Source organism: Alcaligenes parafaecalis (assembly GCF_026344135.1).
GTDB lineage: Bacteria > Pseudomonadota > Gammaproteobacteria > Burkholderiales > Burkholderiaceae_B > Alcaligenes > Alcaligenes parafaecalis.
The window spans coordinates 1-14675 of the sequence record NZ_JAPKNA010000001.1 but is presented as its reverse complement, the minus strand read 5'-3'; the positions used below and the strand labels follow the sequence as shown (position 1 = coordinate 14675).

The window sequence follows — 14675 nt, the reverse complement described above, 5'->3', positions numbered from 1 at the left end:
CGATCCGCCCTGAAACAGGGATTGAAAGGGGCTTGATAGTTGAAGGACATATACTGCAAGCATTTATATTTCAGACATAAACAATATTGATGTCAATAAAGCAAATCCAGCGTGTTTATTGGGTCTCCTACGCATTTTCCCTAGTTTTTCACCCACAGAGAATTCAGCAAAAAACAGGCTAATCATGCGCAAAGCCAATAAACAAAAGGCTTGCAACCATTTGCTACAAACCAGGCCCATAGACCTTATTGACCAGACGGTATGTTCCCAACAAAAAAATCAGGATTTACGCCTATTGCCAAGGTCACAAGCCGTTTTGCGTATATGAAAATAGGTTTCTCGAAAAATACTGCTTTACAATCTCGATAGCTTCACCCTATAATCATTTTCTTTGCTGGTCCCCGATAGCTCAGTCGGTAGAGCGACGGACTGTTAATCCGCAGGTCCCAGGTTCGAGCCCTGGTCGGGGAGCCAAAAATACAAAAGCCCAGCTACGCAAGTAGCTGGGCTTTTCTACGTCTGATGCATCTTATCGCTGCTGTCGGATACGGTCGTGATACAGATACCCGACCTGCCCGCTCGGTGTGCACACCTGCCACCAATTACCTTTCTGTTCAAAGGTATAGAACGGCTCATTATCAAACAGCTTTTCAATAACATCGCTCTTGCCATTAGGCTGAGCGCGCACATTGCTATAGCCGTCCTTATCCTGAATCACCGCCTGAACATTGAACTTGGCAGCCGAGCAGGCATCAGGACGAGCAGCCTGCGCCCTTGCTGGCGCCTGAATGGTGATTTCATACGGCACAAACGGGCGAATATCCAGAGCTTGCCTGGCCAGCAAGTCCATACGTTCGTCATCAACCACGGCATTGGCCTGCGTCACCACCAAACGCAAATCATCATCGCAGGCGATTTCGCTGTGCCAATAGCCGGTGGCATAACGATCCGCGTTAGAGCCGCCGAACTCATCGACCTCAATCACATCCTGGGCCACCACCTTATTGCTCTTTTTATCCAGTACCTGAATATAGACCTTCAACTGCTGCACACGGTCCAGACCGCTGTCAAAAGTAAAGTTCGCCGCACACATGCCCTGATTCGCCCACACCGTGTCGGAATGCCACATCTGAATTGCCTGAGCCTGCCCCGACATCAAGCTCCCCATTAACAAGGCGGCACCTGCCAGCGTTACGCTTTTACGAAAAACCACGTCCCTCTCCCTTTTGCGATATAAACCCAAGCGCTCTTATACACAAAAAAATTGCACGTCGGTACTCTAAAAAACGAGCTTCCCCACACTCCCGATCGGGGACTCAATAAATTCATCCCATACCCCCGGTAACTGGCGATAATGCACCATCCAATGCCCCCGGCACGAATGCCTGTTTATTACGGGCACACCAACCCCTTCGTAATTCGCCCTTTTTTATGCTTGATACTCTTTTCCCCTTCCTGGGGGGACTTGGCCTTTTTCTGATTGGCATGATGTTGTTGTCCGAAGGCCTGGTGGCTTTTGCGGGCGGCTCCCTACAGCGAATTCTGCTCGCCTTTACCGGCAGGCCCGTCAAGGCCTTTGCCTCCGGAGCACTGATTACCGCCCTGGCCCAATCCTCTACGGCCACCACCGTCACCTTGATTGGTTTTGTCAGCGCGGGCCTGATCTCCTTTACACAAGCAATAGGCGTAGTCATCGGCGCCAGTTTGGGCAATACCGCTACCGGCTGGATCATCTCCGGCCTGGGGCTGAAAGTAAATCTGGGCTTTTACACCCTGCCCCTGATTGGTCTTGGTGCCCTGCTCAAGCTGCTGGCCCCGGGTCGATACAAAGAACTGGGCCGCGCTCTGGCCGGTTTTGGCACGCTATTCCTGGGGCTGGGCATGCTGCAAGAAGGCATGCAGGGGCTGGCGGCCAATTTCAGCCTGGCCCACCTGCCTGCGGGCGGTTACGGCTCCCACCTGCTGATCATGCTGACCGGCCTGGCCCTGACCGCTGTACTGCAATCCTCTACCGCCGCTATCGCCATGACCTTGACTGCTCTGGATGCCGGTGCCGTCAGTTTTGATCAGGCCGCCGCCATTGTTGTGGGCGCATCCATAGGCACCACCTTGACCGGCGTGCTGGTTGCCATAGGCGGCACTATTTATGCCAAACGCACGGCCATTGCCTACATCCTGTTCAACGTCATTGCGGGTTTATTAGGGCTACTGATCCTTCCCTTGTTCCTGAAGGCCATGTACGCCACAGGCTCGTATATCAACGTCCCGCCCGGCGCCTTGGGGCTGGCGGCCTTCCACAGCCTGTTCATCGGCCTGGGCGCGGCCCTGTGCCTGCCCTTTACTCAGCAGTTTGCCCGCTGGGTGCAGCACCTGGTGCCGGATCGCTCTGCCCGCCCCCAGCACCACCTGGACGACAGCTTGTTGCAAGTGCCGGCCCTGGCCCTGGAAACTACGCAACGCACACTGGAAGAGCTGGCCCAACGCCTGCTGAACCTGTATCAGCACAGCCTGAACATGAGCCGCCCCAGCACTGCTGCCGCCGACCTGCAGCAAATCGAGACCGTACTGGATCAAGCCTACGAATTTGTACTGCGTATCCCCAGCGCTGCAGATGATCCCGCCGTTGCCGCCCGTATCAGTGCACTTTTGCACACCATTGACCACATGCAGCGTCTGCGCGGCCGTCTGCAACACCAACCTGGCACAGATCTGCACGACAGCCGCTACCAGCAAGCTCAAACCCTGGCCACAGAGCTGAACACCTTGGCACAACAAGGCCTGCACGGCCAAGCCCCCGCTGATTGGCTGGAACAAATACAAGCCAGAACCCTAGCCCTGGCTGAACGATTAAACACTGTTCGCAGCCAGCTTCTGGCCGCGCCACAAGGCCATGATGATGTCTCGCGCACCTTGCGCATCACAGACACGCACCGCTGGTTCGAGCGCAGCAGCCAACACGTCTGGCGCAGCAGTCATTATTTACAACTGGCTCGCGGACCCAAACCGTGACACGATGGGGCGTACGCCCCACTTGCAGCATAAAACTCATATGAAAAGAATATATAAAACAGACGTGTTTTAAAGCTGCTAGAAACTCAATAAACAGATACCAAGATTCACGCCCATAGTAAGGATTCCCCCTTACAATCGGCTCAAGTTCACGCTAATGGAAAAACTCCATGTCCACCCGGCCAAATCTACAATTCCATACTTTTTTGCTGTTGCTGGCCGCCGTATCCGCTGCCTTTGTCTGGATACTTCTTCCCTTTTATGGCGCCGTATTCTGGGGTGCCGTTCTGGCTATTTTGTTCACCCCCTTGCAGCGCAAGCTGCTGGCTAAAACCAAAGGCCGACGATCCTTGTCAGCCCTGATCAGTTTGCTGATCATTATTTTGATCGTGATTATTCCGGTCATTCTGGTTTCCATTTCCCTGGTTCAACAAATCGCCTCTCTGTACGATTTGATGAATAGCGGGCAATTGAATCCCGGTGCCTATCTGCAAAAGATTCTGAATGCCCTGCCCCCTAGCGTGCATGAATTTGCTGGCCGTTTTGGCCTGCATGACTCTGCCTCCCTGCAAGAGAAGTTCTCGCAATTTGCCGTCCAGGGCGGTCAATTCCTGACCAAGCAAGCGCTGAACGTAGGCCAGAACACCTTCCAGTTCCTGGTCAGCCTGGGCATCATGCTGTACATGCTGTTCTTCCTGCTGCGCGACGGCGTGGAACTAGGCCGCCACTATCGCCAACTGATCCCCTTGAGCGAGAACCAGAAGACCCACCTGTTCCGCAAGTTCACGACCGTGGTGCGTGCCACCGTCAAAGGCAATATCGCGGTAGCAGCCACACAAGGTGCGCTGGGCGGGATCATGTTCTGGTTCCTGGACATTCAGGGAGCCTTGTTCTGGGGCGTGCTGATGGCGGTTCTGTCCCTGCTGCCTGCGGTAGGTGCCTCCCTGATCTGGGCCCCAGTAGCCATCTACTTCTTCGTCTCGGGCCACTATGTCCCCGGCATCATTCTGACCACCTTCGGCATCCTGGTGATTGGCTTGGTAGACAACCTCCTGCGCCCCCTGCTGGTAGGCAAAGACACCAAGATCCCGGACTACGTCATCCTGATCTCCACCCTGGGCGGCTTGTCGATTTTCGGCCTGAACGGCTTTGTGATTGGCCCGCTGATTGCTGCCATGTTCATCGCTTGCTGGGACTTGTTCCCCTCGGCGGTCAGCGCCCGTGTGGAAGCTGAAGAACAAGAAAACACCGCCAAATAAAAACAGGCCAGCATCATGCTGGCCTGCGAATCACTGACACCGATCGCGTCAAACCCCAAGGGCTTGTTCCTTGCTTTTCAAAAGCACAGAACAAGCCCTTATTCTTTTTCTTAGGTCCGCAACACAGGCAGGAACACAATCCAGATATTGACGGCCAGCGCCAGGAACCAGACCAGCGAGCGCAAGGTAGCCTTGTTCAATATGTACATCAGCACGTACAACACGCGCAGCACAATCCAGGAAATCATCAGGCTTTGGACCCGCAGCGCATCCGCCCCCGACCACAACGCCAGCAAGACTGCTGCATAAAAGAAGGGCAAAGCCTCAAACGCATTCGCCTGCGCTGCATTGGCCCGAGCACGCCAGCCCGTCAAACTGGCCAGCCACGGACGAGGGTCATGATTCGTAAATCCCGCCGCCCCCGCTTTGGCACAAATCGCCGCCAACCAAGGCAAGAAAGCCGCTACCACCAAACTGATCTTGATCCCCAGCATCATCGTCCCCTTCACAGGCTGAAAACATTCAACATAGCACGCCGTACCCTAAATGCGCGCGCAGAATTTACAAACCCGAAAAAAACAGGATATACTTATCGTCTTAGGTTAGCCGATGTAGCTCAGTCGGTAGAGCAGCTCATTCGTAATGAGAAGGTCGAGGGTTCGATTCCTTTCATCGGCACCAGCTAATCTAAAACCATTGAAATAAAATAATCAATATTAATCAAATCAATGGTTTAGATTCTTCATACCAGACACATTTGATAGCCTGTTTTTGTGAAACCTCACGGCTCAACAATTTGGCTGACATGCTCCGGAATATTCCAAGCACCTCCCGCTCGAATCAGAGCGCAGCGCCCGGTGTCACCACGTTCGCTTTCAACAAAACGGGTTCCATCCCAGACCGATGCTTCATAGCTCCAGCAATCACCCAGCCCACGGCCCTTCATGCTGGACGAAATGGTTCCACTATCGTAATCAGTAGCGCCCGTACTCACTAGCACCGGATCAGACTGCACATTGTTCTTGATAACAAAATAGGCCGACCCGCCGTTGTAAGCAGCTAGCCAGCATGGCGCGCCAACCAGGGAGTACTGCTGATTCAGCCGTGCGATTCCCCATGGCTCAGACAAGATGTCATCACTGCAGGATTGTTCTTCATCAGCGGCCAGTACCTTCAAAAGCACAGGCCTTATCAAGGCGTCCTCTCGCGCTGTCATGGGGCGCAGGCTTTTATCCATGACCGGGGCGCGGGTGATAACTGGCGCAGCAATAGGTGCCTTTACCAAAGACTCACTCCCCTTTCCTTTACGCAAAATGGCCCCTGGCGTATTTACACGCCCTTGGACGTCGTCCATTTTCAACAAGACGGCACTTGAGCCTGCGCCTGAGAATAGATAAGTACTGCCACTCTGACGAAAAGAAATGGCTTCGTCTTTTTTCAACGCTGTCAGAAACCGGCTTAACTGTGCCCCATCCATTTGCCATGACTCATCACCCGAAAAACTCAATGAGCCTGCTTTACGACCAGCAATGATCAATTCTGGAGGTGAGCCTTCCTGCCACTGGGCATCACTATAGTGAGCAAGCATGACTTTGTTTGCCACCGGCTCCCCACTGCCAGCCTTGCGAGTCAACAACACCGTTGAACCCTGCTCTTCGCCATCAGCCGCATAACCGGCCGCACGGCACGTTAAGGTGTTATCGCAGCTCAGGTCCCAATCTTTATGAGAAAACGTGACTGCCGCAGCATGAGCTGCTGCACTTCCCATACATAGTGCCAGCAACAGGGTTGCCGTTTGTGCCGAGCAAAATGCACTGCGAGCTTGTTTCTGCCTACTCATTTCCTCTACTCCCTATTGTTTTGTTACGCATAATTTACTCGACTGTATGCTATTGGGCACCTCAAATAAAAAAGCCCCTTCCGGGGCTTGTTTGTTGAGCACAGAGACCAGCTATTCGTCATTCCAAAGCAGCGCATTAATGTAGGTCAATGACAAACCAGCTACCCGTACGAAATCTTGATTTATGCGCTAAGCTTTCCCGGTTACGGCAGCAGTCTTGCAATCTGGATGCCGCCTGTTCGGAGAGAAGAGAGAATCATGTATTACGGTGAGCGTTTCAATGCCTGGTCACATCTGGTCGGCGCGGTTCTGGCTGTTGGCGGCGTATCCTGGCTGCTGGTCATGGCCAGTTTTACCGGAGACCCCTGGCGCATCACCAGTACGGCAATCTATGGCGCCACGCTGATTCTGCTTTACCTGATCTCGACCCTGTATCACTGCTTCAAGGGACGGGCCAAGAACGTATTTCGCAAGATGGATCACTTTTCCATCTATTTGCTGATTGCTGGCAGCTATACGCCGTTCTGCCTGGTCACGCTGCGTGGCCCTTGGGGCTGGACTCTGTTCGGCGTGGTCTGGGGCTTGGCGCTGATTGGCATTCTTCAGGATATCCGCCCTCGTTCGCCTGCTCGCATATTGTCGCTAGTGATCTATGCCCTTATGGGATGGATTGTGTTGATCGCACTGGGGCCATTGGCATCCGGTCTGGGTTCGCAGGGATTCTCCTGGCTGGCGGCAGGTGGGGCGATTTATACTGCCGGGATTGTTTTCTTTGTGTTTGACGAGCGCTTTCGGCACTGGCACGGTATTTGGCATTTATTTGTCCTGGCTGGCAGCGCAGCGCATTTTCTTGCCATCGCCCGGTATGTCGTCATGTAAAGCCAAGCACAGGGTATCAGTACGCAATACAAGCCCCTACGGGCCAGACAAATAATCAAGCCACATCCACATCGAGTAAATTCTGATGCGCAAATACCTGAATCCCATTGCAATTGGCTTGCTCAGTCTCCTGGCTGTGGCCAGCCATGCGGCTTCTCCCAATCTGTCCGTCACGGCTGAGGATCTTAGAAATCTACGCTCAGCTTCAACTGCACCTCACGGAGCAAACCCGGCATCGACCAAGTCGAAAGACCCTGCCCTTGATTCAGAGTTCAGCCGAAACTTCCAAAAGGCTTTGAACAATGAGGAGAAGGCACGCCAAGCCGCCCGCGAACAACAGCTAGAGCGTAACCACCGCCCTCAGTTTGACCAGAACAATAAAGCGTCCAATCGCTTCGGCCCGCCCGACAACAAGAAAGACAATATGGGGATTTATTTTGATTCCAACGGCCCCGCTGCCACTTCTTGCAAAGAAGACGAACTGGGGAAAACTCGTTGCAAAGTACGGGAACTGCGATAGATACTCGGACAGCGCAAAGCTTCGCTGAAATTGGGAAGATGGCCATTAAGCAGCATGTCATGCAGGAATTCACTCAATGAGGCCTGCACGGCAAGCCGAAGGGACAACTAATAAAAGCCCTCGCCAAAATGAAACTCGGTGTGCACATTGGCCGAAACCGGCAGGGTAATGCCAGAGCCCCAGACAGACTCGCTACTCCCCTGCCGCACACTACCCTGACAGCGGCTCATCATTCAAAACAACGTGCCGCAGCCTTGGATTGCACCGGAAACATAAAACGCCCTCTGACACTCAAACAATTAGAGGGGGCAACTTGCCCCCTCTATACAGATTATCTGGCTACGGCTCTTTCCTAGTTCAAGAACTCATCCACCAACTCAATCCAATGCTTGACCGAAGTCCGGCCTGCCCCATTCAAATGATTCCCGCAGGCCATATTGGCCGTGACAATCAGATCAGGCTTGCTGCTTTCCAGCGCGTCCATCTTGCGGTCCCGCAGGCGTCCAGCAATTTCAGGTTGGGTCAGTGAATACGTACCAGCCGAGCCGCAGCATAAATGGCTATCAGGCACCGCCCCCAGATCAAAACCCAGACGAGTCAACACAGCCTCAACTCGCCCACCCAGCTTCTGCGCATGCTGCAAAGTACACGGGCAATGGAAAGCCAAGCGTGGGCGAGTTTGCGTGCTCAGGCACTCCTCTAAAGGCTGCTCCTCCAGCACTTCAACCAGATCCTTGGCTAGTTCACTGACACGACGAGCGCGTTCTGCATAGGCAGGATCAGTCCTGAACAGGTCTACATACTCTTTGACGAAGGCCCCACAACCGCTGGAAGTCTGCACAATCGCCAGCGCTCCTTGTTCGATCTGCGGCCACCAGGCGTCGATATTGCGACGTGCCTGCTCCAGTCCCTGTTCTTGGGCGCCCAAGTGAAAGGACGAAGCGCCACAACAACCGGCCTGGGCAATGGGGGTGACGCTAATTCCCAAGCGGTCCAGCACACGGGCGGTAGCGGCATTAATGGACGGTGCCATTGCTGGCTGCACACAGCCTTCCAGCATCAGGACGCGCTTGTCATGCCGCTGCGCAGGCCGCGTCAAATCTGCATTTTGCTTGGGCGGAATTTTTTCCTGCAGGGAGGACGGCAGCAAGGGGCGCATGGTTCGCGCTACCCCCAGCAAAGCGCCGACTCGGCCAGGTTCAGGAAGAATCTGCGTCAATGCCACTCGCATGGCGCGGTCCTTCAAAGGCCGCTTTACTTTGGGTTCCAAAGCAGCCCGGCCTATATCCAGCAGGTTGTGATATTTCACCCCCGACGGACAGGTGGTTTCACAGTTACGGCAACTCAGGCAGCGGTCCAGGTGATGCTGGGTCAGCTCCGAGGTTGCCTTCCCTTCCAGGAACATCTTGATCAGGTAGATACGGCCACGGGGACCATCCAGTTCGTTACCTTGGTCCAGATAGGTCGGACAGGTGGCGTTGCAAAATCCGCAGTGCACGCAGGAACGCAAAATGGCCTGAGCTTGCTCGGCCTGCGGCAGTTCTTGAGCCCATTGTGTCAATTGTGTTTGCATGTGGACTCCACCGAGGGAAATAAACGGCCAGGGTTGAAAATGGCAGCAGGGTCTAGCTGTTGCTTCAAGCGTTGATGCCACATCAGCAAAGACTCGGGCAATTCATCTTGCCCGGCGCCCTCGCCCGACCAGCAACGGGCATGGCCCTTCAACGCTTGCGCCTGTGCATGGATCTGCTCGGCAGAGGCATCGGACTTCAGCCAAAGCTGTGTCCCACCCCAATCGACCAGCATGGCACCCGGCCATGTCTGTACCGGCGCATCAACCGGCAAGGCAATTCGCCATAAGGTGCCGGGTTGCTTGAAAAAATCCAGGCGCTGTTCGCACAAATCATTCCAATACGACAGGTCCAAAGCTTCCCCACCGATCTGCTCCTGAGCCAGTTGCACAGAACTGTCGCCACCTTCCAGGCGCAAATGCAAACGACCATCCTGCCAAGCAGCACCGGTAATGGGGCGGCTTTGATCACGCCAGGTACGCAGTAGTCCCGCCATCTCGTGCTGAGCCACATCCAGAACCAGACCCGCTCGACTACGTGGACGCGGCAGTACCTTGAAGGACACTTCGGTAATCACGCCCAGAGAACCTTGGGCACCGACCATCAAGCGCGATACGTCATAACCAGCGACGTTCTTCATGACCTGACCGCCAAAGCGCATATGCGTGCCCATGCCACTAATCAGACGGCAGCCCAAGACATAGTCACGCAAGGCACCCACCCAGGGGCGGCGCGGTCCCGACAAGCCACAGGCTGTCGCACCGCCCACAGTGGCCCGCCCCTCAAACACGGGTGGCTCGAAAGGCAAACATTGACCCTGCTCGTTCAAGACCGCCTCCAGTGCTTGCAAGGATGTGCCTGCACGCACCGTCACCACCAGCTCTGCCGGGTCATAGTCGACGACACCTTCATGGCCCGCCAAGCTCAAGTCTTGCCCTTGAACGGCTTGGCCCAGAAAGGCTTTGGTATTGCCGCCTACAAGACGCAGGGGCGTTTTAGTTGCCAAAGCGTCTTGAACCTGCTCCAGCAATTCAGCGCTGCGATCCTGACTCTTATGTTCTACGGTACTCATCAGAAGCGCTCCAACTCAGGGAAAGGCAGTTGCCCGTGATGGATATGCATACCGCCCATTTCGGCACAGCGATGCAGCGTAGGAATATTTTTCCCGGGATTCAGCATGGTTTTAGGATCAAAAGCCGCTTTGATCGCGTGGAAAAACTGCAGCTCGTCTTCATTGAACTGCACGCACATCTGATTAATTTTTTCTCGTCCCACGCCATGCTCGCCGGTAATCGTGCCGCCTACTTCCACGCATAGCTCCAAAATCTTGCCGCCCAAGGCTTCGGCGCGCTCCAGCTCACCCGGCTCATTCGCATCGAACAGGATCAAGGGGTGCATATTGCCATCGCCCGCATGAAAAACATTGGCGACACGCAAGCCATACTCCTCAGAAAGTTCGGCGGTTTTCTTGAGTACATAGGCCAACTGACGGCGCGGAATCGTGCCGTCCATGCAGTAATAATCAGGGGAAATACGCCCCACAGCCGGGAAGGCATTTTTACGTCCGGCCCAGAAGCGTTGCCGCTCCTGCTCATCGCGGGCGACTCGTACCTCTTGAGCCCCGGCCTTGAACAGCACCTGCTCCACACGAGCCACATCGTCCTGTACATCTTCCAGAGCACCATCAATCTCGCAAAGCAAGATCGCCTGGGCATCGACGGGATAGCCTGCGTGAATAAAGTCCTCGGCCGCACGGATGGACATTTGATCCATCATCTCCAAGCCTGCGGGCACAATGCCTTGAGCAATAATCTGCGCGACAGCATCAGCGGCTTTTTCTACCTCATCAAAACTGGCCAGCAGCACCACGGTACAGGGAGGGCGCGCCAACAACTTGACGGTAATTTCCGTGACAATGCCCAGCATCCCTTCGGAGCCGGTAAACAAAGCCATCAAATCAAAGCCGGGAGAATCCAGGGCCTCTGAGCCCAGCGTCAAACGCTCTCCAGTGACAGTGATCACTTCCAGACGCAAGATATTGTGGACCGTCAGACCATACTTCAAGCAGTGCACGCCGCCAGCGTTCTCGGCCACATTACCGCCAATCGAACAGGCAATTTGCGAAGAAGGATCCGGTGCGTAATACAGCCCGAACGGCTGAGCCGCCTGGGAAATCGCAATATTACGCACGCCGGGTTGTACCCGGGCAACGCCAGCGACCGGATCCAGATCCAGGATCTGATTCAAGCGCGCCATCACCAACAAAATACCCTGCTCCAAGGGCATGGCCCCGCCCGACAAGCCTGTGCCCGCACCACGGGCGACAACGGGCACGCCTGTTTCATGGGCCAAGCGCATCACTGCCTGCACCTGCTCCACATTGCGTGGCAGCACGACCAGCAAAGGTTTGCTGCGGTAGACGCTTAGTCCGTCGCATTCATAGGGATGCAGTTGCTCATCGGTGTGCAGCACATCCAGGCCGGGAATATCATCACGCAGACGGCTCAGTAGCTGCATCTTGTCCACGCGGGGCAGCACGCCATCCAGTTTTTCGTCATAGCGCAAGCTCATCACGCCTCCTGTCTTTTAAAGTCTCCTACAGCGGATGGTCTTTGATGAGGGCGGGCTTGTCCAGCCACGGAGATGCTGGTCTGACCAGTTTTTACCCTAAGTGCCTATCAGGGTTTATCTTTATACTTATAAATCAGCCAGATAGATAATCAGCCTGCTATTATTTCCATAAACATGGAACTAGTCTGACCAGACACGAAAATGGGTTTTAAAGCACATTGGAATCAGTCAGGCATGGAAATACAGAAGTCCCGGTGTTTGGAGACAAGCCACACATGAAGACCCAGCATCCCAAGCGTTTGGAAGCCACCGCGGAAATGGTCGCCCAACGCCTTGAATCCTTGATTATGGATGGTGTTCTGAAACCAGGACAATCACTGCCATCCGAGCGGCAATTAACACAAAGACTGACCGTGTCGCGATCTGCTCTGCGAGAGGGCCTGCAGATACTCCGTGTCCGTGGTTTGATTGAAACCCAGCACGGTAAAGGCTCATTCGTGACCAACCTGATTGATTCAGCCGTCAGCAAACCGCTGGAGCATTTGCTGCAAGCGCAGGGGCGCACTCTCTATGATTTGCTGGAAGTCCGTGAGCTACTGGAACGTGAAGCAGCCCAACTAGCCGCCTCCCGAGGCACTGAAGCCGATCACATCATGATTCGACGGCGCTTTCAGGAGCTGGAGGATCTACAAACGCAAAACGCGGCCCCCGAGCAAATTGCACGAGCTGACCATGCTTTTCACTTGGCAATCTGTGAGGCCTCGCACAATCCCGTTCTGGTGCACATGATCAGCCTGTTCAACGACTTGATGCTGTCCACGGTGCGCCTGTCCGTGCAGCACCTGTATCCCGATCATGACTCCAAACGCAAGCTGGACAGGCAACATGCTCGTTTGTGTAATGCCGTCACTCAAGGGCAAGCGGACCTGGCACGGCGGGCCGCGAAAGAACATATTGATGGAATACGCAGGCAGCTTCAGGAACTGGAGGCCAAGCAATTACGGCTAGAACATGCCCGCCAGCGCCTGAATGGCTTGTAGGCGAGCTTATTTCGCCAGAAGATTGGCCAACATATAACCTGATCCCGCCCCTGTCCCTGCACCGGGCCAGGTCGAGGCGCCACACAAATACAGATCCTTGATCGGCGTCTTGTATTTGGAATAACCAGCCACAGGACGGAAGAAAAAGTTCTGATCCAGATGGTGACTGCCCGACAGGTTATCACCACCAATCAGATTCGCATTGAATTGCTCCAGATCCTGAGGCGACATCACGTGGCGGGCCAGAATCTTGCTGCGCAGGCCGGGAGCATAGCTTTCCAGCAAGTCCAAGACACGTTCCGCATAGACGTCTTTAAGCTGCGACCAATCTCCTGCTGCTATCTGGCCTGAGGCATCGCCCTTAACCTGTGCAGGCAGAACACGCACCTGAATCCACAAAGTATGTTTGCCCTCTGGTGCCCGGGAAGGATCCAGCGCCGTACCTTGCCCAACGACCAGAACAGGCTCTGCAGGCAATAAGCCAGCAGCCGCTTCGGCATAGACTCGGCTCATCATTGCCATGTCGGGTGCCAGATGTACATAGGAAAAACGCTGTAGCTCGGCACCCGCTTTCCAGTCAGGCAGACCATCCAGCGCCAAGTGAATCATCATGGTGCCCAAACCGGGGCGGAAGGCATCTACCTTCTTCTGATAATCCTTGGGAACGGCAGCGGACTGCACCAGACGACCAAAAACTAGCTGAGGATTCAGATTCGCGATCACCGCTTTGCGTGCTTTCAGACGGCGACCATCGGCCAGAACAACACCACTGGCACGACCATTCTCTTGCTCTATCGTTTGCACAGGGGCATTCAACAACAACTCCCCACCCAGTTCCTGCAACAAGCTCGTCATGGCGCGGATAATCGTATCTGCCCCGCCCTGGCCGATCACCATACCAAAGGCTTGGTTGGCCATGGACTCCAGATAAGGAAACAGAGCACCGCCTGCCGTATCTGGTGTGAAATCCACATGCAGCCCCCAGGCTGCCATCATGGCTTTCAAGGAATCGCTCTCAAAATGACGGTCCAGAAAATCACGAGGCGTCGCCAGCAGCAATTGCATCAACTCTGCGACGCCATCCTTGCCCAGCTCGCGCCAGCTCTTCCAGGCGCTTTTCATCAGGCCCCAGGAAGGCATAGGGCTGCCAAGCACAGCAAACAGATGAGGAGCTTTACGTTGGAAGTCGCCCAGCATGGCTTGCCAAGCCTGAGCGTCTTTTTCAGAGACCGCCCGGATACGATTCAAGGTCGTTTCCAGATCTGTGCTGACGCCCAAATAGCTTTGATCCCGGAACACGCTGGCAAAGCAATGTTCTGCAGGAACGAAAGCCAGGCCATGACGGCTGAGCGCATCTTTATGACGCTGGAAAAACGCAGAGCCCGCAAAGGAGGACAGGTTCATGGCGCAGACATCATGCTTGAAACCAGGCAAGGTCAACTCTTGAGTGCTAACTGCACCACCCGCCGAACTTTTGGCCTCCACAACCTGAACCTTCCAGCCGCGGCTGGCCAATTCAACTGCTGCTGCCAAGCCATTGTGCCCTGCCCCAACCACAATCGCGTCTACTACTGTCTCTGCACTCACGGGCAACTCCTTTAGTTCTAAAGTATTTATCCGTATTCTACGGTGCAAAGGGAGAACTGAGTAGGAATTTAAGCGAAGGATTGCGGGCGTATAAGCTGGTGCCAATCAGATTAGGGGTGAAGCTATCTGAGTAATGACTACGCTAGTCAAACCAAGTGGATTTAAAGACAGCCAGCGGCAAATGCTGAGGGTATCAAGAGCAGAGCGACCCCCATGTAGATAGCAGCAGCGAGGAGGAGTTTTGTAAAGAGGGGAGGACAAGTGTGCCCAGAACGGGCTGAAGAGGCCGTCGTGGCCCTGCCCTGATCAGTCCAGGGGAGCTGAGCCTGTGCTACAGACAGGACAGTAGCAGAACAATCACTCTGCAGGCAGCAGATGGTGTCTGTACGATTTGGCCGC

At 54.6% G+C, this 14675-nt stretch carries 12 protein-coding genes and 2 tRNA genes; 7 read left to right on the top strand and 7 right to left on the bottom strand.

Annotation, left to right across the window (positions count from 1 at the left end):
* Window positions 1–398: 398 nt before the first annotated feature.
* Window positions 399–474, top strand: a tRNA-Asn gene (locus tag OSH09_RS00070).
* A gap of 55 nt (window positions 475–529) precedes the next feature.
* On the opposite strand, the gene OSH09_RS00065 is transcribed toward OSH09_RS00070, so the two are convergent.
* Window positions 530–1213 carry an IrmA family protein gene (locus tag OSH09_RS00065; protein WP_266119751.1) on the bottom strand — a complete coding sequence of 228 codons (684 nt, stop codon included), beginning with the start codon at window positions 1211–1213 and terminating at the stop codon, window positions 530–532.
* Between the two features lie 218 nt (window positions 1214–1431).
* Here OSH09_RS00065 and OSH09_RS00060 point away from each other — a divergent pair, with 218 nt between their 5' ends.
* Both OSH09_RS00060 and OSH09_RS00055 read left to right on the top strand, forming a co-directional pair.
* Window positions 1432–3009 carry a Na/Pi cotransporter family protein gene (locus tag OSH09_RS00060; RefSeq protein ID WP_266119750.1) on the top strand — a complete coding sequence of 526 codons (1578 nt, stop codon included), beginning with the start codon at window positions 1432–1434 and terminating at the stop codon, window positions 3007–3009.
* Between the two features lie 170 nt (window positions 3010–3179).
* The gene (locus OSH09_RS00055; protein WP_266119749.1) at window positions 3180–4268 is read left to right on the top strand and encodes an AI-2E family transporter; all 1089 of its coding nucleotides are present in this window, start codon (window positions 3180–3182) and stop codon (window positions 4266–4268) included.
* Window positions 4269–4378: 110 nt separating this feature from the next.
* On the opposite strand, the gene OSH09_RS00050 is transcribed toward OSH09_RS00055, so the two are convergent.
* Window positions 4379–4762 carry an MAPEG family protein gene (locus OSH09_RS00050; protein ID WP_207875683.1) on the bottom strand — a complete coding sequence of 128 codons (384 nt, stop codon included), beginning with the start codon at window positions 4760–4762 and terminating at the stop codon, window positions 4379–4381.
* Window positions 4763–4873: 111 nt separating this feature from the next.
* On the opposite strand from OSH09_RS00050, the gene OSH09_RS00045 reads away from it, so the two are divergent.
* A tRNA-Thr gene (locus OSH09_RS00045) sits at window positions 4874–4949 on the top strand.
* Between the two features lie 100 nt (window positions 4950–5049).
* Here the strand turns inward: OSH09_RS00045 and OSH09_RS00040 are convergent.
* Complete coding sequence (locus OSH09_RS00040; RefSeq protein ID WP_266119748.1) at window positions 5050–6051, bottom strand: DUF1176 domain-containing protein; 1002 nt, start codon at window positions 6049–6051, stop codon at window positions 5050–5052.
* Window positions 6052–6366: 315 nt separating this feature from the next.
* Here OSH09_RS00040 and trhA point away from each other — a divergent pair, with 315 nt between their 5' ends.
* Together trhA and OSH09_RS00030 are read left to right on the top strand one after the other, a co-directional pair.
* Entirely contained in the window at window positions 6367–6987 is a 621-nt protein-coding gene (gene trhA / locus OSH09_RS00035; RefSeq protein ID WP_222668629.1) for a PAQR family membrane homeostasis protein TrhA, read from the top strand.
* A gap of 85 nt (window positions 6988–7072) precedes the next feature.
* Window positions 7073–7507: a hypothetical protein gene (locus tag OSH09_RS00030; RefSeq protein ID WP_266119747.1), complete on the top strand. Its 435-nt coding sequence runs from the start codon at window positions 7073–7075 to the stop codon at window positions 7505–7507.
* Between the two features lie 352 nt (window positions 7508–7859).
* On the opposite strand, the gene glcF is transcribed toward OSH09_RS00030, so the two are convergent.
* From glcF to glcD, 3 genes are read right to left on the bottom strand one after another with little or no spacing between them, the layout of a single operon-like run.
* Window positions 7860–9080, bottom strand: coding sequence for a glycolate oxidase subunit GlcF (gene glcF / locus OSH09_RS00025; RefSeq protein ID WP_266119746.1), 1221 nt, complete (start codon window positions 9078–9080; stop codon window positions 7860–7862).
* Window positions 9065–10150, bottom strand: a complete 1086-nt coding sequence (gene glcE / locus OSH09_RS00020) for a glycolate oxidase subunit GlcE (protein WP_266119745.1) — start codon at window positions 10148–10150, stop codon at window positions 9065–9067. Before glcE ends, glcF begins: the two co-directional genes overlap by 16 nt.
* Complete coding sequence (gene glcD, locus OSH09_RS00015) at window positions 10150–11649, bottom strand: glycolate oxidase subunit GlcD (protein WP_266119744.1); 1500 nt, start codon at window positions 11647–11649, stop codon at window positions 10150–10152. Before glcD ends, glcE begins: the two co-directional genes overlap by 1 nt.
* A 275-nt stretch (window positions 11650–11924) precedes the next feature.
* Between glcD and glcC the strand changes: the two genes are divergently transcribed.
* Complete coding sequence (gene glcC / locus OSH09_RS00010; protein ID WP_266119743.1) at window positions 11925–12689, top strand: transcriptional regulator GlcC; 765 nt, start codon at window positions 11925–11927, stop codon at window positions 12687–12689.
* A gap of 6 nt (window positions 12690–12695) precedes the next feature.
* On the opposite strand, the gene OSH09_RS00005 is transcribed toward glcC, so the two are convergent.
* Window positions 12696–14276, bottom strand: coding sequence for a phytoene desaturase family protein (locus OSH09_RS00005; RefSeq protein WP_266119742.1), 1581 nt, complete (start codon window positions 14274–14276; stop codon window positions 12696–12698).
* Window positions 14277–14675 lie beyond the last annotated feature (399 nt).

Excerpts from the sequence above, each read along its gene's own strand:
- OSH09_RS00060 (WP_266119750.1), top strand. The coding sequence starts at position 1,432 with ATGCTTGATACTCTTTTCCCCTTCCTGGGGGGACTTGGCCTTTTTCTG.
- OSH09_RS00055 (WP_266119749.1), top strand. The coding sequence starts at position 3,180 with ATGTCCACCCGGCCAAATCTACAATTCCATACTTTTTTGCTGTTGCTG.
- OSH09_RS00050 (WP_207875683.1), bottom strand. The coding sequence starts at position 4,762 with ATGCTGGGGATCAAGATCAGTTTGGTGGTAGCGGCTTTCTTGCCTTGG.
- trhA (WP_222668629.1), top strand. The coding sequence starts at position 6,367 with ATGTATTACGGTGAGCGTTTCAATGCCTGGTCACATCTGGTCGGCGCG.
- OSH09_RS00030 (WP_266119747.1), top strand. The coding sequence starts at position 7,073 with ATGCGCAAATACCTGAATCCCATTGCAATTGGCTTGCTCAGTCTCCTG.
- glcF (WP_266119746.1), bottom strand. The coding sequence starts at position 9,080 with ATGCAAACACAATTGACACAATGGGCTCAAGAACTGCCGCAGGCCGAG.
- glcE (WP_266119745.1), bottom strand. The coding sequence starts at position 10,150 with ATGAGTACCGTAGAACATAAGAGTCAGGATCGCAGCGCTGAATTGCTG.
- glcD (WP_266119744.1), bottom strand. The coding sequence starts at position 11,649 with ATGAGCTTGCGCTATGACGAAAAACTGGATGGCGTGCTGCCCCGCGTG.
- glcC (WP_266119743.1), top strand. The coding sequence starts at position 11,925 with ATGAAGACCCAGCATCCCAAGCGTTTGGAAGCCACCGCGGAAATGGTC.